We start from the raw sequence: 19,089 nt of genomic DNA on the forward strand, positions 1-19,089 counted from the left end.
GCTACTGACCGCGGCGGCGCAGGTACCGCTCGAACTCGCGGGCGATCGCGTCGCCGCTGGCCTCCGGCAGGGCCGTCTCCGGCTCGCGTGACTCCAGCGACCGGACGTACTCGGCGACCTCGGTGTCCCCGGCCGCGAGCTCGTCGACCTGACGTTCCCACGCCTTGGCCCGTTCGGGCAGGTCACCAAGCGGAATCTCGATGTCGAGCAGGTCCTCCACCCGGCGCAGCAGGGCCAGTGTCGCCTTCGGGCACGGCGGGTTCGCCACATAGTGCGGCACCGCCGCCCAGAACGACACCGACGCGAGCTCCGCGCGCGCGCACGCCTCCCCGAACACCCCGACGATGCCCGTCGGCCCCTCGTAACGGGACGGCTCCAACCCCAACCGCGCGGCGGTGGCCGCATCCCCGGCAGTGCCACTGATCGGAACCGGTCGGGTGTGTGGCGAGTCGGCCAGCAGCGCCCCGAGCGAGATCACCATATCGCTACCGAGCGCGTGCACGGCCTCGATGAGCTCGTCGGTGAACCCCCGCCAGCGCATGTTCGGCTCGAGCCCACGGATGAGCACCAGGTCCGTCTCGGACTTGGGCGGCCGGGCCACCGACAGCCGGGTGGTCGGCCAGGTGATCTTCCTGGACGCCCCGTCGGTGCCGGTCACCGTCGGCCGGTTGACCTGGAAATCGTAGTAGTCGTCCGGGTCGATCGCACCGATCACCCGCGCCTTGAACGCCGTCTCCAGATGCTCGACGGCCGCGGACGACGCGTCGGCTGCGTCGTTCCATCCTTCGAAGGCGGCTACCACAACCGGCGACCGCAGCTGGCCGACGCCGGAGAACTCGATCACCTACCACCTCCTGCCGCCCAGCGGCGGCCCACTGCCCCCGTGACAGTGCCACGGTACGTCCTCACGTGGACGTCTCCTGCCCCGAGCTGACATCCGGTGACGTCAACCCGCCTCGCCCTCGGTGGGAATCCCCCGCCCATGGGGGACCCGCCGCGGTTCCAGTCTGCCGGTGTTCTCGTGGGAACGCCTTTCCTCGATCTGACGACAGTCCGCCGGCACCCCGGAGACAGTCCGACGGTCACACTCTGCAACGTCACTAGTGCACCCTGCCCCAGCGGCGTCGGACGGTGCCGGGTGTACCGGGCACACGTCCCGGAATGTTGCGCTGGCAGCACCGTATCGGCTTCGGACGGATACCCGCCGATGCGGGATCGTGAACAGTCCCGCCACAAGCTGTCCGAGTCACGACAGCCGGCGCCCACCCGTTCGACCCGGCCGGGTGTCAGCCCCACCGGCGCCGTCCGGCAGCATACGAACTGGACGGTTCACCACACCACCCGCACCTCCCGCACGACCGGCAGCCTGCGCACCACAGGCAGCCGCCTCCGCACGATCCGTCATCTCAGCCCAGGCAGGAGCGAACGTGGGTAGCCTCGCGGCGGTCTTCTTCGACATGGACGGACTGCTGGTCGACACCGAGCCGATCTGGACCGTGGCCGAACACGAGGCGGCCGCCCGCCTCGGAGGGACGTTCACCCCCGCCATGAAACGCGCCATGATCGGACACGGTATCGACACCGCTGTCCCCATCATGGTCACGATGCTCGGCCAGCCGCTGTCCGCGGTCGAGGAAACCGCCCAGTTCCTGCTGCGCCGCTCCGCGGAGCTGTTCCGCGAACCGGGCGTCATCGTCGCCCAGCCCGGCGCCCTGGAACTGCTCACCGCCCTACACGAACGTGGCGTGCCCACGGCGCTGGTCTCCTCCTCCTTCCGCAACCTGATGGACCCCGTCCTGGAGATCGTCGGCCGCGGCCTGTTCGCGGTGACCGTCGCCGGCGACGAGGTGCACCGCCGCAAGCCCGACCCCGAGCCCTACCTGAGCGCCGCCGCGCACCTGGGCGTCGACCCGCGCGCCTGCATCGTCCTCGAAGACAGCCTCTCCGGCGCCTCCGCCGGCATCGCCGCAGGCTGCGCCACCATCATGGTCCCCTCGATGCCCCCCCACGACCCCACCACCGACCTACCAGCCCCCACCGCCCCACCATCTCCCACCGGCCCATCGGCCGTGACCGGCCGCTCGGCGGAGGCTGACCTTCAGGCCCTCGCCGACCTACCGGAGGTCGCCCACCTGCGTGACCAGCTCGCCGGCCTCGTCGCGAGCCTGCACGCCCTCGACCCCGACAGCCTTGAGGACCTCCTCGCCGCCCACCGCACCCGCATCTGAGCCGCCCCGCCCCTGACCCGCCCCCACCTCAGCCATGGACGTCAGAGCGTGGTGGCCGGGCGGGTCACCTGCAGGGACCAACGGATCTGCTCGATGACGGCATGCGCGCGAAGCAGCAGATCGGTCCAGGTGAACCGCAGCACGATCCAGCCAAGGGACAACAGGTCGTTCTGCCGGGCACGGTCACGGAACAGCGCCCGCGGATGCTCGTGCACAGCGGTTCCGTCGACCTCCACGGCCACCAGGCGGCTCGGCCACGCCAGATCAACCCGGGCCAGCAGCCGTGGCCGAGCCGACCACGCCTCCTTGGCCAAGGCCGTGGAAGCACGGGACCGCTCATACGGTTCCTCCGCTTCGGAGCCCTCGGGTAGCCAGCCTGGCTCCCGGCCGTCACCCCAGATCGACCATTGCAGCTGCTCAGGCGTGAGCCCCGCATCCATGAGCACCAGCCGCATGCGCGTCTCCAACGGCGACTCCGCCCGCCCGTCGACCAGCCCCAACCATCCATACCGCTCGGCGACGCCCCTGCGCCCCGCGGCGGCGTCGCGGATCTCCCCGATGTCCGTGATCCGCCCTTGATGCAGCGCCGCGTCCAGCAGACCGACGGCAGTCTCCCGATCGCAGCTCACGAGCAGATCAACCAGCGTTCGGGTGACCTCGGTCACCGGGATGCCACGGACCTTGACCACCTCCTGCGCACGGTAGGCGCCAAGATGCCGCACCAGCCCACGGACATCCGCCCCGTGCGCGCTACGCGGCAGCAGCACATGCACCGGATGGATGTAAGCCGCCCTGCCCGGGCGGCCAGCCCCAACCATGGTGCCCGGCCCCTCCCTGTTCCCGGCGCTGGCCGGACCACGTCGGTCAGACACGTCGGAGCTGGGGGTTCGTGGCGGAAGACGGAGATCGGGCAGGCCCGGTAGCCCAAGCAGCGCGGCCGCCGTGACATTGCAGATCACCGCGCTGGGCCGGCCGACCAGCGCGGCCCGCGCCGGCCCCCGCACCGGATGAGCGTCCGGGAGCAGAACGGTGCCGCGGCAGGGAACGACCCAGCCATCATCGCGTATGCAGCGCTCGAACTGCCAGCGCCGAATCCCGGCTGCCCTGACCTGCGACCAGGTGAGCATGCCATCCTGCTTCCGCGCGAGACGCCGCAGATCGGCGGGAACCTCGATGGGCTTCACCTGTTCCACACTGGCCCGATCCCGGTCGGATGACCATCACCCGTGGAAACCTGTGGAAAAACGCGCTCCTGTGGACAACCCTCTCGAGGTAGTGCACCAGATCAGTGCGGTGGCGCTCGTTGGATCCCGTTGTCCCCGCCCACGGTTTCGCCTCCAGTGATCAGGCTGCGTGTCACGCCTCCGGTCGACGGCTGGCCGGCGCTGCTGGAATTGCTGGAGTTGCCGTGCCGAGGGTTTTTCGGTCACATGCCGAGGGATGTTCGAGAATTCGGGGGGTGGAAAACCAAACAACCCTCGGCATGAGGCGAAGGCGGCGCACGGCGCGGCCGGAACGCGCGGCATTGGGGAGGAGAAATAGGGCAAATAGGAAAATTCGGGAGCAGGGAGCGGGGGAGTGTCAGGTGGTGGAGATGGCGCGCAGGATGTCCATGCGGGCGGCGCGCAGGGCGGGGAAGACGGCGGCCAGGACGCCCAGCAGGATGCCGACGCCGATCACCGTGATGATGGTGGGGGAGGGGTAGGCGAAGGTGCTGATGCCCTGGCTTGCGAGTGCCTTGGTGAGGGCCCAGCCGAAGACGCTGCCCACGGCGACGCCGAGTACCGCACCGAAGACCGAGATGATGGTCGACTCCATGACGACCATGGCGCGCATCTGGCTGCGGGACATACCGACGGCCCGCAACAGGCCGATTTCCCGGGTCCGTTCGATCACGGACAGGGCCAGGGTGTTGACAATGCCGAAAAGGGCGATGATGACGGCGAGCGCGAGGAGTACGTAGATGAAGCCGAGCAGCTGATCGACCTGTTTTTCCTGTTGGGCGACGAACTCGGACTGGTCGCGGACCTCGACGGTGGCGTAGGGCTTCACCGCCGTGTCTATGACGGCGCGCACGGCGGCCGGATCGGCACCATCCGCCCGTTTGACGAGAACGAAAAGGTCGAGGTCCTGGGTGGAATGCCGGGCGTACTGACCGGTGGAGACGATCCAGGAGCCGGCGACCTGGCTCTTCTTGTAGATGCCGGCGACGGTCAGTTTGTCGGTGCCGTCGGGGTAGGTGACGGTTATCGCCTGCCCGACGCGAAGGTGACGGTCGGTGGCGGTGGCCTCGTCCACCAGCAGGGTGCGGTCGTTGAGGTTGTGCAGGTCGCCATCCACCTTTTTGATGGCGAGAACCTGGAGCAGACCGGCGGGGTCGCCGGCGAGAAGCTGAACGGTTCTTCCTTCGACCTTCGCGAGGCCACCGCGCAGGCCGGTGGCCACGCCGACGCCGGGGCGGGTGGCGATGTCACGGGCGACCTGGCCGCTGAAGCCGGTACCGAACCCCTTGGCGGTCAGGTAGTAGTCGGCACCGAGGCTGTTCTGCACCGTGGTGCGCACCGATTCCTTGATGGACTGGCCGAGAATCGAGAACGCGCTGACCAGGGCCAGGCCGATCATGAGGGCGGAGGCGGTGGACGCGGTGCGGCGTGGGTTGCGCATCGCGTTCTGCCGGGCGAGATGCCCGGTGGTGCCGAACGCGGCGACGAAGGGGCGTCCGAGCACCCGGATCACCGGGACGGACAGCAACGGCGACAGCGTCGCCACCCCGAGGAAGATCGCCGCGGCACCGCCGCCGACCGCCCCGGCCGCGGACTTCCCCGCCGAGGCGGCGCCCACGGCCAGCAGGAGCACGCCCAGCCCGGTCAGCACCAGCCCTGAGATCGCCCGCAGCCGCAGCGAACGCGTGGGCAGCACGTAGGTGTCCCGCATCGCCGCGATCGGTGGAACCGACGCGGCCTTACGCGCGGGAACGAACGCCGCCACCGAGGTGATCACGATGCCGACGGCGTAGGCGATGATGATCGTGCGGGTTTCGAAGACCAGTGATCCGCTGGGCAGGTCGACGCCGAACGCGCCCACGGCCGTGCGCAGCAGCACGGCCAGGCCCGCGCCGAACACGAGCCCCACGGTCGCCCCGGCGGCACCGACCAGGGCCGCCTCGACCTGCAGGGACAGCTGGACCTGACGTCGGCTGGCCCCGATGGCGCGCAGCAGTGCCAGCTCCCGCACCCGCTGGGCGACGAGCATCGTGAACGTGTTGAAGATGATGAACGCCCCGACGAACACCGAGATCGCCGCGAAGATCAGCAGGAAGGTGGAGAAGCCGCCGATGGCCTGCTGGATGGCGCTGGCGTTCTCGTCCGCGAGCTGTTTGCCGGTGATGGCCTGGACACCGGCGGGCAGGGTCGCGGCGATCCGGGCCCGCAGTTCCTCCTGGCCGAGTCCGGGCGCGGCCGCGAGATGCACCGCGTTGAACTGGTCCGGGGCGAGCAGCACCCGCTGGGCGGTGGCCGTGTCGAACGCCGTCACGGCCGCACCACCGAGACTGTCCTGGCCGCCGATCCTGAACGTGCCGACCAGCGTGTAGGTCGCGGGGGCGCCCTTGGTCTGGACGGCGATCCGCGCGCCGAGCGCCAGGTGCATCGAGCGGACAGTGGACCCGTCCACCGCGATCTCGCCGGTCTTCGGGGCACGCCCGGTCACGATCTCCTGGGTGGACGTGGGGTCGCCCCCGGTCCAGTTCGCACCGATGCCCGGTGGAGCGTTGTCACCGCCCGCGGGTTTGCCGGTCCGCGGGTCGATCAGCACCGCCTGGCCCTGCACGGAGCCGGTCGCGGCACGCACCCCGTCCACCTTCGTCAGGGTGGCCACGATCGAGGCCGGCAACGGTGGACGGCCGGCCTCGCTGGACGCGTCGATCTGGTTGACCGCTCGTACCGCGACGCTGACGTTCTTGTCGATGCCCGCGAACAGGCTGTCGAAGGTCTTGTTCAGTGTGTCGGTGAGGACCAGTGTGCCGGTGACGAAACTCACCCCGACGACGACAGCCAGCATCGACAGCGCCAGCCGCGTCTTGCGGGCCAGCAGGCTCTTGAAGGTCGCACGCAGCATCTGGCTCAGGCCCACCCGGCTGACTGTGACCCGCCGGGGCGATGCCGTCGCCGCCCCCCGTCCCGGTAGAGGTCACCGACCTCACCAACCGTGACATCCCCGCCACCCCGACCGTCCGGACCGTCTCGACCGTCGGGACTGTCGCGGCCGCGGTCAGGGTCGTCGTACGTCCCGGCGTAGCCGCCGGATGCGCCGCCGTCGGCGTACCTCGGGTCCGGCCCGAGATATCGCGGGTCCGGCCCGGGGACGCGCGGGTCCGGGGTGGCGTAACGCTGGCGTTCGTCGTCGTACCGCTGGTCCGGGTACGGATAGCCGGCGGTGTCGACGCCACCGGCGTAACCGCCCATGACCGACGGGTACTCGCCCGTGGGCGGGCCGTAGCTCCCGGGCTCGGCGGGATAGGCGGCGTGGTCGGGGCGCGCGGGTGCGGGCGCCCCGCGATGGCCGACGGGCTCGGCCTCGTACGAACCATCGGCCTGGCCGTACCCGCCGCCCGCACGGCGGTCGTACTCGTCCTGCTCACGCGGGTCGTAGCCGCCGCCGGCACGCCGATCGCCGTATCGGCCGTCGCGATCCCGGCCGTCGCGATCCCGGCCGTCGCGATCCCGGCCGTCGTACTCGCCGCCGGCACGCCGGTCGTCGTAGTCACGGGGTGCGCTCTCGGCGGTGCGCGGACCGACGCCGCGGGCGTCCTGGGCCGCGTCCCGCTGTGGGGGTCGGGTGGCGCGGCGGGTGCCGCCGGTGGCGGGGGGCGGGACGTACCCGGGTGGGTTGGGGCCGTAGTCGGCGGCGGCGCGGCTGTGCGCCTCGCTGGCCGGGGCGTAGTCGTGTTCGTCCGTGGACGGGCTGGCCACCAGGCCGCGCTGGGCCGCGTCGAGGTGCTTCATCCGGTCGAGCACCTCGTCGGCGGTGGGCTGGTGCAGCGAGTCGACGAGCCGACCATCCGCGAGGAAGACCACCTCGTCGGAGTAGGAGGCGGCGGTCGCGTCGTGGGTGACCATCACGATGGTCTGGCCCAGTTCGGTCACCGAGTCGCGCAGGAACCCCAGTACCTCGGCGCCCGAGCGGGAGTCCAGGTTGCCGGTCGGCTCGTCGGCGAAGATGATCTCGGGCTTGGTGACGAGGGCCCGGGCGCAGGCGACCCGCTGCTGCTGGCCGCCGGACAGCTCCGTCGGACGGTGTGCCAGCCGCGGCGCGAGACCCACCGCGTCCACGACCGTGCGCATCCACTCCCGGTCCGGCGAGCGGCCGGCGATGCTCAACGGCAGCGTGATGTTCTCCTCGGCGGTCAGCGTCGGCAGCAGGTTGAACTGCTGGAAGATGAAGCCGATCCGGTCGCGGCGCAGCCGGGTGAGCTCCCGGTCGGACAACCGGGACAGGTCGATGTCACCGATGAACACCCGACCGCGACTGATCGTGTCCAGCCCGGCCAGGCAGTGCATCAGGGTGGACTTGCCCGACCCGGACGGCCCCATGATCGCGGTGAACCGACCGCGGGGGAAGCCGATGTCGATACCGCGCAGCGCGGTGACGATCGTGTCGCCGGAACCGTAGACCTTGGTCAGCTGACTGGCCCGGGCCGCCGCGACCGGCATCGCCCCCGTCTCCCCGCCCCGACGCGCACCACCCGCACCGGACGGACCACCGCCCCCGCCACGGGGATCGCCACCACCGCGGGGGCCACCGGTGCCGACGGGAGCGTCGTCGTCGCGGCCGCGACGGCGGCCGGCCGCGGTGATGTCACCGCCCCCCGAATCCCGCCTCCCGCCGGGCGATGCTCCGGTGCGTCGGGCCATCGTGGGGTCCTCCTCGCGCGCGTCGCCGCCTGTGCGGGCCGGTGTTCACCGCGGCCACCGCGGCCGGGGGGCATGCCATCGTCCTGGATACGTCTGTGACCCCGGGGTAGCCGCGGCGCGTTTGCCCCGGTGGCCATCGCCGCAACGGCAACGAACGGGAGGCGATCAACGTCTCCGGCGGTTACCGTACCGTCGCCGTGCGAACCGCCTCCCATCGTCCACTGAGCGCGCGCGGCGCCACCACCGGCCACCTCGGCTCACCCGTCGGCCTCGCAGACCGTGGGGGCGCTGTCGTCGAGACCGGGCGCGGCGTGCGGCGGCAGCGGCGGCGGGGTGCCTCCGAAGGCCGGGCAACGCGACTGGTGATCGCACCAGGAGCACAACCGACTCGGCGTGGCCCGCCAGTCGCCCGTGCGGTGGGCCCGCTCGATCGCCGCCCACAACGCCGTGATCCGCCGTTCGGTGGAGCGCAGATCGGCCTCGTCCGGCGAGGTGCGCAGCCACGTGCGGTCACCCAGGTAGTACAGGCGCAGCTCGCGGGGAATCACCCCGCGCACACGCCACAGCAGCAGAGCGTAGAAGCGCATCTGGAACATCGCCGACGCCTCGAACGCCGGGCCCGGCGAGCGCCCCGTCTTGTAGTCGACCACCCGCAGCGCCACGCCCTGCTCCGTGGCCGCCGAATCGAGCCGGTCGACATAGCCGCGCAGCCGCAGACCCGACTCCAGCACATGCTCGACGTACAGCTCCCGGGCGGCGGGCGAGAGCCGGGTCGGATCCTCCAGCACGAAGTAGCCCTCGAGCAGATCACGCGCCGAGTCGAGCCACGTGGCCAGCGCCTCGGCACCGTCGAACAGGCCCTCGACGGCCGGCTCACGCTCCCGCAGCCGCGCGTAGGCGGGCTCCACCAGCTCCCGGGCGGCCGTCAGCGTGCGCCCCGCGGCGGGCAGGTCGAACAGCCGCTCCAGCACCGTGTGCACGAGCGTCCCCCGGCTGGCCGCGGCGCTGGGTGGTTCGGGCAGCCGGTCGATGACGCGGAACCGGTACCGCAACGGGCAGCTGACGAAATCGGCTGCGCGCGACGGCGACAGCGACCCGATCAGCGGCCGAGAACCGGACGGTGGGGTTGTCGTGGTCACGCCTGGACCCTAGATCCCGCCACCGACAGTTTGACGCCCCGCCTCCCGGCTTCGCCCACCCCAGCCGGTCACGAGCGCGTACAGGCCCGGCAGACGGGCCCGGATCCACTCCGTAGCATCGGTTCCATGACGGACCAGCGCTCCCAGGCCAGCTCGGATGCCCACGGCGGCCCGGGTGGCTCCGGGCAGCCCCCGGGTCAGCGGCCCGGGCAACCCGGCGGGGAACGTCCCGCCGGTATGACGCTCGGGCGGGTCCGCGGCGTCCCGATCCTCGTCTCACCGTTCGCGCTGGTCTTCGCGGTCCTGGTCGCCTACCTGATGTCCGACTCGATCCGCGACCGGCTGCCCGACGCCTCCGACGGGCAGGTGCTGGGCCTGGCCGCGGCCATCTCGGTCGGCTTCCTGGCGTCCCTGCTCGCCCACGAGCTCGGGCACGCCCTGGTCGCCCTGCGCCTGGGGCACACGGTCCGCACGGTGACCCTGCACGGTTTCGCCGGGTTCACCGAGTTCGAACCCGAGCCGCGCAGCGCCGGCCGGATGTTCCTGATCACCTTCAGCGGCCCGGCGGTCAACGGCATCCTCGCCGGGGCCTGCGAGCTCGGTCTGCTCGCCGTCTCCGGCGACTCCCACCTCGGCGTCGTGCTGCGCGACCTCGGCCTGGTCAACCTCACGCTGTTCGTGTTCAACCTCGCCCCCGGCCTGCCCCTGGACGGCGGGCGCATCGTCGTGGCGGCCGTGTGGGCGGCGACCGGCGATCAGCTGCGCGGGCTGCGGGCCGGCGCCTACGGCGGGTTCGTCGTCGCCGGCGCCCTGGTCGTGTGGGGATCGATGGTGGGCGGCGAGGGCATCGGCCTGTTCTACACGTATGCTCTGGCGGGCTTCCTGGCCTTCGCGGCCTATCAGTCACTGCGCGCCGCCCAGCTGCGCGGGCGCCTGCCCGGGCTGTCCGCCGGGCGGCTTGTGCGGCGCACCCTGCCGGTCGAGGGTGCCGTCCCGCTCGCCGAGGCACTGCGCCGCGCCCAGGAGGTCGGAGCCACCGCCGTCGCCGTCATCGGCCGCGACGGCGCCCCCCAGAAGATCATGAACGGCTCGGCGGTCGATGCGCTGCCCGAGCATCGGAGGCCGTGGATGAGCGTGGACGAGGTGAGCCGGGAGATCGGGCCCGGCATGGTGTTCGATGCCGATCTGGAGGGCGAGGACCTGCTGGCCGCCGTCCAACGGGTCCCCGCCTCGGAGTACCTCGTCACCCAGGGGGGCCGGCCCGTCGGCGTGCTCGCGATGGTCGACCTCGTCGCCCGGCTCGACCCCGCCGCCGCCGCCCGCATGGTGGCCCACCGATGACCACTGCCACGCCCGACCCGACCGCCGCCACCGCCGTGACGAGCGAGCCAGCCACATCCGAGAGCGGGCCGACGGCCTCCCGCGCGGGCGAGCCGACCGACGCGGTGGGCACCTCCACGGTGGACGAGGGGGAGTCGGTGTTCCGGCCGGCTCCGACGGGGGCGTCCCATCGACGTGGCCTGTTCACCAAGGGTGACCGGGTGCAGCTCACCGACCCCAAGGGACGTAAGCACACCGTCGTCCTCGAACCCGGCAAGCAGTTCCACACCCACCGGGGCGCCGTCGAACACGACGGGCTGCTCGGCCGGCCCGAGGGCATCGTTGTCACCAGCACCGGTGGCACCGACTACCTGGCGTTGCGTCCGCTGCTGGTCGACTTCGTCCTGTCGATGCCCCGAGGGGCGACCGTCGTCTACCCGAAGGACGCCGGCCAGATCGTCACCTACGCGGACATCTTCCCCGGCGCGCGGGTGCTCGAGGCCGGGGTCGGCTCAGGCGCCCTGTCGTGCTCGCTGCTACGCGCCATCGGTGACCACGGCCAGCTGATCTCCTACGAACGACGGGCCGACTTCGCAGACATCGCGCGGCGCAACATCGAGACGTTCTTCGGCGGCCCGCACCCCGCCCACACCATCCACGTCGGTGACCTGGCCGAGACGTCCGAACGCGACATCGACCGGGTCGTGCTCGACATGCTCGCGCCCTGGGACGTCGTGGACGCCGTCAGTGCCGCCCTGGTACCCGGCGGCGTGGTCTGTGCCTACGTCGCCACCACGACGCAGCTGTCCCGCACCGTGGAGACCCTGCGCGGCCACGGCACCTTCGCCGAACCCGCCGCCTGGGAGACCATGCTGCGCGACTGGCACGTGGAGGGCCTCGCCGTGCGACCCGGCCACCGCATGGTCGGTCACACCGGCTTCCTGGTCACCGCCCGCCGCATGGCCGACGGCGTCACACCCCCCGTACGCCGTCGCCGCCCCGCCAAGGGCTCCCTACCCGACACCACCGACACTCCCACCACCACCGACACTCCCGCCACCGCCACCGGCACCGGCACCACGGCGATCACCGATGCTCCCGACACCACCGGTTCTCCCGACACCACCGGCTCGCTCGGCGCCACGGCGGTCACCGATTCCGCTGAGGTCCTTTAAGCGGGTCCGTGTGCGGGATTCGGTGGGCCGGCTCCGGCTCCGGCTCGGTCAGGGCTGGGTTGCGGTCGCTGGGCACGGTGACAGTCGGGGTGGGTGACCGCGGTTCGGGTGAGAGGGCGCCGCGTCAGGCGGCGCGGGCACCGTCCCGCGTGCGTCTGGTGGCTTCGTGGTGACGACACGCCCGAGATCACCCCGAGCCGAGACATGCCCGGGGCCGTCACGTCACGCCGAAGATCCACGGGATCGACCAGGATGCCCTCGCGTACATCCTCGACGACCCACCATGACCAATAACGGGCCCTGAGTCCCGGTAGCCGCCGCTCCGGCCCGAAAAATTACGGTGTGTGACGAGAATCTCGGCGGGTGCGGGCGGCGGTGGGCCACGCGGGTCGCTGTGGGGGTGTTCGTGTCCGATATGCCCCCCACGGCGACCCGTGTAGCGAGATCTGGCCTGGTGGGTCGCTGCGGGGCGTGATCGGCGCATGTCCAGCAGGACGTGGGACGTGACGGTGTCGGAGGTGGGCGTTGGACGTGGGGCGTCGGGCGTCAGGACACCGGACGTGGGGCATCGGACGTGGGGCATCGGACGTGGGGCGTCGGACGTGGAGATGTCGGACGTCGGGGCCGGTGGGGACGGGACGTGGGTCAGCCGTCTTCGGGTGTGGGCTCGGGGGTTTCCGGTCAGTCGTCCTCGGAGGGGCCGCCGGCCTCGAGGGTGCCATCGGGGCGTTCGACGTAGATGCATGTGCCGGGGCACTCGTCGGCGGCGCCCAGGACGGCGTCCACGAGGGGGAGGGGGACGGGGACGTGCGCGCCGTCGAGCGTCTGGAGTTCGCCGGAGTCGTCCTTGACGTAGGCCAGGCCGTCGACGTCGAACTCGAACACGCTCGGAGCGAGCTGGACGCACAGGCCATCGCCGGTGCAGGCGTTCTGGTCGACCCGCACACGCAGGCTGGCCGAAACGCCCGGCTTCGCTGGAGTTGCCACAGGGCTCCGATCTTCTGTCACCATGGCACCGTAACCCGCTGTTTACGGCAAAGCCGGGTCGTCCTTGCCTGACCGGCCTGCCAACGGCGGTCACAACGGTAGTGTGGGTGCGTCCCGGTCAGCACGGGGGAGGTGGAGGCGCAGTGTCCGGTCCCCGTTCGGGCTCTGGCTCCGATGGGAGCACGGGTCGTCCAGGTGATGCCGAATCACGGCGGTCGGCGTACGAGAAGGAATCACACGAGCTCACGACGCAGGTCGCCTTCCTGGAAGAGGAAGTGGCCATGCTGCGGCGTAGGTTGTCCGAATCGCCCAGGCAGGTGAGGGTGCTGGAGGAACGGCTCGCGGAGGTCCAGGCGGAGCTGTCGTCTGTCTCAGGGCAGAACGACAGACTCGTCGCGACTCTGCGCGAGGCGCGCGACCAGATCGTCACTCTGAAGGAGGAGGTCGACAGACTCGCGCAGCCGCCCAGCGGCTACGGGATCTTCGTCTCCAACTACGACGACGGCACCGTCGACGTGTTCACCCAGGGCAGAAAGCTCCGGGTGACGGTGTCGCCGAGTGTCGTCATCGAAGCGCTCGAGCCTGGCCAGGAGGTCATGCTCAACGAAGCCCTCAACGTGGTCGAGGCGCGCTCGTTCGAGCGACAGGGCGAGATCGTCCTGCTCAAGGAGGTCCTCGAGGGCGGTGATCGAGCACTGGTGCTCGGTCACACCGACGAGGAGCGCGTCGTCATGCTGGCCCAGCCACTGTTGGCCGGGCCGATCCGGGCAGGCGACTCGCTGCTCATCGAGCCCCGCTCCGGGTACGCCTTCGAGCGCATCCCCAAGTCCGAGGTCGAGGAACTGGTCCTCGAAGAGGTCCCGGACATCGGCTACGAGCAGATCGGTGGGCTCAAGAGTCAGATCGAGTCGATCCGGGACTCGGTCGAGCTGCCGTTCCTCTACAAGGATCTCTACAAGGAGCATCAGCTCAGGCCACCGAAGGGCGTGCTGTTGTACGGCCCGCCCGGCTGTGGCAAGACGCTGATCGCCAAGGCGGTCGCCAACTCGCTGGCCAAGAAGGTCGAAGCGGCGACCGGCCAGGGTTCCGGGCGGGCGTTCTTCCTCAACATCAAGGGCCCGGAGCTGCTCAACAAGTTCGTCGGCGAGACCGAGCGGCAGATCCGGCTGGTGTTCCAGCGGGCGCGCGAGAAGGCGTCCGAGGGAATGCCGGTGATCGTGTTCTTCGATGAGATGGACTCGATCTTCCGGACCCGTGGCTCGGGTGTGTCCTCGGACGTGGAGAACACGATCGTTCCGCAGCTGCTCAGCGAGATCGACGGCGTTGAGGAGCTCGAGAACGTCATCGTGATCGGCGCGTCCAACCGCGAGGACATGATCGACCCGGCGATCCTGCGGCCCGGCCGGCTCGACGTCAAGATCAAGGTGGAGCGTCCCGACGCCGAGGCGGCGCGCGACATCTTCGCCAAGTACGTCGTGACCAGCCTGCCGCTGTATCCGGATGATCTCGCCGAGTTCGATGGCAACCGTGAGGCCACCGTCGCGGCGATGATCCAACGGGTTGTTGAGCGCATGTACGCCGAGACGGAGGAGAACCGCTTCCTCGAGGTGACCTACGCCAACGGCGACAAGGAAGTCCTGTACTTCAAGGACTTCAACTCCGGCGCCATGATCGAGAACATCGTGGCCCGGGCCAAGAAGATGTCGGTCAAGGAGCACATCGAAGGCGGCAAGAAGGGCCTGCGCATGCAGTACCTGCTCGCCGCCTGCCTGGACGAGTTCAAGGAGAACGAGGACCTCCCGAACACGACCAACCCGGACGACTGGGCCCGGATCTCCGGCAAGAAGGGCGAGCGGATCGTCTACATCCGCACGCTCGTCACCGGTACCAAGGGCACTGAGGCCGGTCGCTCCATCGACACGGTGGCCAACACCGGCCAGTACCTCTAGGCACCTCCCGGCCGTACCTGGCCGGAGCATCCGACGCGGGCCTGCCTGCGAGATCGAGTTCGTCCCTCTCGGACGATCACGGTCCGCCGGCAGGCCCTCGTTCGTCTCCGGCCGACCTCGGCGCCACGGGAGCGAGCCCGTCCGGGCCGGTCGGAGTCCGCGGTGCCAGTCGGAGTCCGCGGTGCCGGTCGGAGTCCGCAGGGCCGGGCCCGCCGGGTGGCCGAAGCAGCGGGCGGCCGGGCGGCCGGGTGGTCCGTCCGATGGGTGCGAAGGTGCGCCGATACCCGAAGGTGCGGGCGTGGGGGTGGGTGGACAAGCGCGGACAGAGCGTGGGAACAGCACGTGAACGGGCGTGTGCGGACAGCGGCTGGGGCGTTCGTGGCGGGCCCGGAGAGGGCGGGGCGCAGCGCCCAGAACAAACAAGCGCGACGTCCGGCTAACCGATGGGCCGCGTAGGACCTACGCTTGCAGGGTGAGCGCGCGCCGGATCATGGGGATCGAGACCGAGTACGGAGTGTCGGTGCCCGGTCAGCCGAACACCAACCAGATGTTGGCGTCGTCCTTGGTGGTGAACTCCTATGCCAACCGGGCGTCGTCCACGGGCAGTCGTGCCCGGTGGGACTTCGAGGAGGAGTCGCCGTTGCGGGACGCCCGCGGCTTCGAGCTGCCGCGGGAGCCGGTCGTGGATCCGACCGCGCCCGCCAACGAGGACGACCTGGGCCTGGCCAACGTCATCCTGACGAACGGGGCCCGGCTCTACGTCGACCACGCGCACCCGGAGTTCTCGGCCCCGGAGGTCACCAACCCGCGGGACGCGGTGCTGTGGGACAAGGCCGGCGAGCGGGTGATGGCCGAGGCGGCCCGCCGGGCGCTGACGGTGCCGGGCACGCGTCCGGTGCACCTGTACAAGAACAACACCGACAACAAGGGCGTCTCCTACGGCTGCCACGAGAACTACCTGATGGCGCGGTCGACGCCGTTCGGGGAGATCGTGCGTCATCTCACGCCGTTCTTCGTCTCCCGGCAGGTCGTGTGCGGGGCGGGCCGGGTCGGCATCGGGGTGGACGGGCGCGAGTCCGGTTTCCAGATCAGCCAGCGGGCGGACTTCTTCGAGGTCGAGGTGGGCCTGGAGACGACGCTGAAGCGGCCGATCATCAACACCCGGGACGAGCCGCACGCCGACCCGGAGAAGTACCGCCGACTGCATGTGATCATCGGTGACGCGAACATGAGCGAGGTCGCCACCTACCTGAAGGCGGGCACGACCTCGCTGGTCCTGTCGATGATCGAGGACGGCTGGTTCAGCGTCGACCTGTCGGTGGAGGCGCCGGTGGCGACGCTGCGGGCGATCTCCCACGATCCCAGCCTCACCCATCTGCTGACGCTGACCGACGGCCGGCGGATGACCGCGGTGCAGCTGCAGATGGAGTACTACGAGCAGGCCCGCAAGTTCGTCGAGAGCCGTTTCGGCGCCGACGTCGACCCGCAGACCGCCGATGTGCTGGCCCGCTGGGAGTCGGTGCTCGGCCGCCTCGAGGTCGACCCGATGACGTGCGCGCGTGAGCTGGACTGGGTCGCGAAGCTGTCGATCCTGCAGGGTTACCGCTCGCGGGACAGCCTGGCCTGGGACTCGCCCCGCCTGGAGCTCGTCGACCTGCAGTACCACGATGTGCGCCCGGACCGCGGCCTGTACAACCGTCTGGTCGAGCGGGGACGCTTCGACCGGATCCTCACCGAGGACGAGGTCGTCCGCGCGATGACCGAGCCGCCGGAGGACACCCGGGCGTTCTTCCGCGGCCGCTGCCTGGCCCGGTATCCGCAGCAGGTCGCGGCCGCGTCCTGGGACTCGGTCATCTTCGACATCGGCCGGGACTCGCTACAGCGGGTACCGACGCTCGAGCCGCTGCGGGGCACGAAGGCGCACGTCGGGGAGCTGCTGGACCGCTGCGCCACCGCCGCGGAGCTCGTGGACGCCCTCGCCGGCCGCTGACGCCGAAGTTCCGCGTTGCGCCCTGGGCGGACGGGGCCACGCGGCGGCCAGATCGTGATGGAGTGGACCTCTCACCGACCCGTCCGACAGCGTCGGTGGGGCGGGATAGTCTCACGCGAGGCGATCGAAGGAGGGCGTCATGGCCACCAGGGACAGTGACGGCGGGCAGCAGAATGCCAACCGGCGCGCGGACGAGGCTGACGAGGTCACGACGGAGGACGCCGCCGCCTCCGATCTCAAGGAGCGGCACGAGAAGCTCTCCGAGGATGTCGACTCGCTGCTCGACGAGATCGACGACGTCCTGGAGGAGAACGCCGAGGAGTTCGTGAAGGGTTACGTCCAGAAGGGCGGCGAGTGACCGACCGCGGTCCTCGCGGCTCGCACTGATCCGCCGATCCTCCGTTCTCACCGACCGACCGAGCCGCGTGGTCGCACCGAGCCGCGTGGTCGCACCGAGCCGCGCCGATCCGCTGCGCCGCTGATCTGCTGATCCACTGGTCGGGTGGCCCGCCCCGACGTCGCGCGGGCGACCCGACCAGTGCGACCGACCGGTCAGGCGGGCGGTCGGGCAGCCAGGTGGTCCGTCAGCCGGCCAGGCGCCCGTCGGTGGCATGCGTCGAGGCTCGAAGGTGGTGCGGGCCGCGGCCCGAGCGTGCTTCGGGTGGCGGGCGGTGCGTCGTGGTGACACGGACGTGACCCGGTCGGTGGCCCTCCCGGGCCATGACCGCGGGTGATGGCCCTATGTTGTGCTCATGCGCACGTCCGACGCGGCGCCGGGAGCCCCCGGATCGCCGCGTCCGGGCGAGTACGTCTATCGAAAGGGGGATGCGTGGCGGATCCATTGGGTGGCGCCGGGCGCCTGCCGGCTGTGTTCATGGCGCCGGGCACGTCGTCGTTCACCGATTTCCTGTCGCAGTCCGCGCCGCACCTGCTTCCGGGAGCCCGCGAGGGACTGCCGGCGCCGGTCACCGAGGTCGCGCACGGCACGACGATCGTCGCGGTCACCTTCCCCGGCGGCGTGATCATGGCCGGTGACCGGCGGGCGACGCAGGGGCACATGATCGCCCAGCGGGACGTCGAGAAGGTGCACCACGCCGACGACTTCTCCTGCGTCGGCTACGCGGGTACCGCGGGCGTCGGCGCGGAGCTGATCCGGCTTTTCCAGGTGGAGCTCGAGCACTACGAGAAGATCGAGGGCGCCACCCTCAGCCTGGACGCCAAGGCCAACCGGCTCGCCGCGATGGTCAAGGGCAACCTGCCGATGGCGCTGCAGGGCCTCGCGGTCGTCCCCCTGTTCGCCGGCTACGACGAGGATGACGGCATCGGGCGCATCTTCTCCTACGACATCGCCGCGGCGAAGTCCGAGGAGCGGACCTACGAGTCGATCGGCTCCGGGTCGGTGTTCGCCAAGGGATCGCTGAAGAAGCGTTTCCGCGCCGACCAGAGCCAGGCCGACGCGGTGCGCATCGCGATCGAGGCGCTGTACGACGCCGCCGACGACGACTCCGCCACCGGCGGCCCCGACCTGATCCGCAGGCTGTACCCCATCGTCGCCGTCGTCACGGTGGACGGGTACCGCCGCTACGGCGATGACGAGGTCGAACCCGTGGTGAGCGCCATCATCGCGGACCGTTCCACAAGCGCGGGAGGCTGACGTGACCATGCCGTTCGGATACGCGAGCCCCGAACAGCAGGTCCGCGACAAGAGCGAGTACGCGCGCAAGGGCATCGCCCGCGGACGTAGCGTCGTCGTGATCACCTACGCGGAGGGGATCCTGTTCGTCGCCGAGAACCCCTCGGTGACCCTGCACAAGATCAGCGAGATCTACGACCGGATCGCGTTCGCCGCCGTCGGCAAGTACAACGAGTTCGAGAACCTGCGCACCGCGGGCATCCGGCTGACCGACTCCCGCGGCTACATGTACGACCGCCGCGACGTGACCAGCCGTGCGCTCGCGAACGCCTACGCGCAGACCCTCGGCGCGATCTTCACCGAGAGCGTGAAGCCGTACGAGGTCGAGATCGTCGTCGCCGAGGTCGGTCGCAGCAGCGACGACGACCAGATCTACAAGCTGACCTTCGACGGGTCGATCGCCGACGAGCGCGGTTTCGTCGCCATCGGCGGCGCGTCCGACCAGGTCACCACGTCGCTCAAGGAGCACCACCGCGACGGCCAGTCCCTCGCCGACGCGCTGCGGACCGCGGTGCGGGCGCTGACCGTGAGCGTTCCCCCCGGCATGCCGCAGAGCGGCGAGCGGGTGCTCGCCGCGGCCAACCTCGAGGTCGGCATGCTCGACCGCACGCGGGCCCGCCGCCAGTTCAAGCGGATCGGCGGCCGGGTCCTCGAGGACCTGCTCGCCGAGACCGCCTCCGCCTGACCCGCGGGACC

Annotated in this window: 14 protein-coding genes; 8 read left to right on the forward strand and 6 right to left on the reverse strand. The window is 70.7% G+C overall.

The window, feature by feature from the left end; translation table 11 throughout:
• Window position 1: 1 nt before the first annotated feature.
• The gene (locus tag MXD61_RS25455) at window positions 2–844 is read right to left on the reverse strand and encodes a PAC2 family protein (RefSeq protein WP_163550703.1); all 843 of its coding nucleotides are present in this window, start codon (window positions 842–844) and stop codon (window positions 2–4) included.
• 583 nt (window positions 845–1,427) lie between these two features.
• Between MXD61_RS25455 and MXD61_RS25460 the strand changes: the two genes are divergently transcribed.
• A complete protein-coding gene (locus MXD61_RS25460) occupies window positions 1,428–2,228 on the forward strand; it encodes an HAD family phosphatase (protein WP_248815953.1) in 801 nt (266 codons plus the stop codon).
• 41 nt (window positions 2,229–2,269) lie between these two features.
• Here the strand turns inward: MXD61_RS25460 and MXD61_RS25465 are convergent, their stop codons facing one another.
• From MXD61_RS25465 to MXD61_RS25480, 4 genes are all read right to left on the reverse strand, one after another.
• The gene (locus MXD61_RS25465; RefSeq protein ID WP_248815954.1) at window positions 2,270–3,421 is read right to left on the reverse strand and encodes an endonuclease domain-containing protein; all 1,152 of its coding nucleotides are present in this window, start codon (window positions 3,419–3,421) and stop codon (window positions 2,270–2,272) included.
• Window positions 3,422–3,809: 388 nt separating this feature from the next.
• Window positions 3,810–6,344: an ABC transporter permease gene (locus MXD61_RS25470; protein ID WP_248815967.1), complete on the reverse strand. Its 2,535-nt coding sequence runs from the start codon at window positions 6,342–6,344 to the stop codon at window positions 3,810–3,812.
• A 5-nt stretch (window positions 6,345–6,349) separates the two neighbouring features.
• Window positions 6,350–8,140, reverse strand: a complete 1,791-nt coding sequence (locus tag MXD61_RS25475; RefSeq protein WP_248815955.1) for an ATP-binding cassette domain-containing protein — start codon at window positions 8,138–8,140, stop codon at window positions 6,350–6,352.
• Between the two features lie 257 nt (window positions 8,141–8,397).
• The gene (locus tag MXD61_RS25480; RefSeq protein WP_225438167.1) at window positions 8,398–9,279 is read right to left on the reverse strand and encodes a PD-(D/E)XK nuclease family protein; all 882 of its coding nucleotides are present in this window, start codon (window positions 9,277–9,279) and stop codon (window positions 8,398–8,400) included.
• Window positions 9,280–9,405: 126 nt separating this feature from the next.
• On the opposite strand from MXD61_RS25480, the gene MXD61_RS25485 reads away from it, so the two are divergent.
• Window positions 9,406–10,620 (forward strand): site-2 protease family protein, encoded by a 1,215-nt coding sequence (locus tag MXD61_RS25485; protein ID WP_248815956.1) that lies wholly within the window; start codon window positions 9,406–9,408, stop codon window positions 10,618–10,620.
• A complete protein-coding gene (locus tag MXD61_RS25490) occupies window positions 10,617–11,774 on the forward strand; it encodes a tRNA (adenine-N1)-methyltransferase (RefSeq protein WP_285223383.1) in 1,158 nt (385 codons plus the stop codon). Before MXD61_RS25485 ends, MXD61_RS25490 begins: the two co-directional genes overlap by 4 nt.
• Before the next feature lie 681 nt (window positions 11,775–12,455).
• On the opposite strand, the gene MXD61_RS25495 is transcribed toward MXD61_RS25490, so the two are convergent.
• Window positions 12,456–12,785 carry a ferredoxin gene (locus MXD61_RS25495; protein WP_163548147.1) on the reverse strand — a complete coding sequence of 110 codons (330 nt, stop codon included), beginning with the start codon at window positions 12,783–12,785 and terminating at the stop codon, window positions 12,456–12,458.
• A 119-nt stretch (window positions 12,786–12,904) separates the two neighbouring features.
• On the opposite strand from MXD61_RS25495, the gene arc reads away from it, so the two are divergent.
• From arc to prcA, 5 genes are all read left to right on the forward strand, one after another.
• Entirely contained in the window at window positions 12,905–14,710 is a 1,806-nt protein-coding gene (gene arc, locus MXD61_RS25500; RefSeq protein ID WP_163548148.1) for a proteasome ATPase, read from the forward strand.
• Between the two features lie 472 nt (window positions 14,711–15,182).
• A complete protein-coding gene (dop, locus tag MXD61_RS25505) occupies window positions 15,183–16,700 on the forward strand; it encodes a depupylase/deamidase Dop (RefSeq protein WP_374629556.1) in 1,518 nt (505 codons plus the stop codon).
• 139 nt (window positions 16,701–16,839) lie between these two features.
• Window positions 16,840–17,058: a ubiquitin-like protein Pup gene (locus MXD61_RS25510; protein WP_163548149.1), complete on the forward strand. Its 219-nt coding sequence runs from the start codon at window positions 16,840–16,842 to the stop codon at window positions 17,056–17,058.
• A 471-nt stretch (window positions 17,059–17,529) separates the two neighbouring features.
• Window positions 17,530–18,354, forward strand: coding sequence for a proteasome subunit beta (gene prcB, locus MXD61_RS25515; RefSeq protein WP_248815957.1), 825 nt, complete (start codon window positions 17,530–17,532; stop codon window positions 18,352–18,354).
• Between the two features lies 1 nt (window position 18,355).
• Window positions 18,356–19,078 carry a proteasome subunit alpha gene (gene prcA / locus MXD61_RS25520; protein ID WP_248815958.1) on the forward strand — a complete coding sequence of 241 codons (723 nt, stop codon included), beginning with the start codon at window positions 18,356–18,358 and terminating at the stop codon, window positions 19,076–19,078.
• The last annotated feature ends 11 nt before the right edge of the window (window positions 19,079–19,089 follow it).

The sequence above is a fragment of the Frankia sp. AgPm24 genome, assembly GCF_023243055.1.
GTDB lineage: Bacteria > Actinomycetota > Actinomycetes > Frankiales > Frankiaceae > Frankia > Frankia umida.

Bases quoted from the DNA above. Each gene is read 5' to 3' on its own strand.
- MXD61_RS25470 (WP_248815967.1), bottom strand. From the start codon at position 6,344: ATGCTGCGTGCGACCTTCAAGAGCCTGCTGGCCCGCAAGACGCGGCTG.
- MXD61_RS25485 (WP_248815956.1), top strand. From the start codon at position 9,406: ATGACGGACCAGCGCTCCCAGGCCAGCTCGGATGCCCACGGCGGCCCG.
- MXD61_RS25510 (WP_163548149.1), top strand. From the start codon at position 16,840: ATGGCCACCAGGGACAGTGACGGCGGGCAGCAGAATGCCAACCGGCGC.
- MXD61_RS25475 (WP_248815955.1), bottom strand. From the start codon at position 8,140: ATGGCCCGACGCACCGGAGCATCGCCCGGCGGGAGGCGGGATTCGGGG.
- MXD61_RS25490 (WP_285223383.1), top strand. From the start codon at position 10,617: ATGACCACTGCCACGCCCGACCCGACCGCCGCCACCGCCGTGACGAGC.
- MXD61_RS25495 (WP_163548147.1), bottom strand. From the start codon at position 12,785: ATGGTGACAGAAGATCGGAGCCCTGTGGCAACTCCAGCGAAGCCGGGC.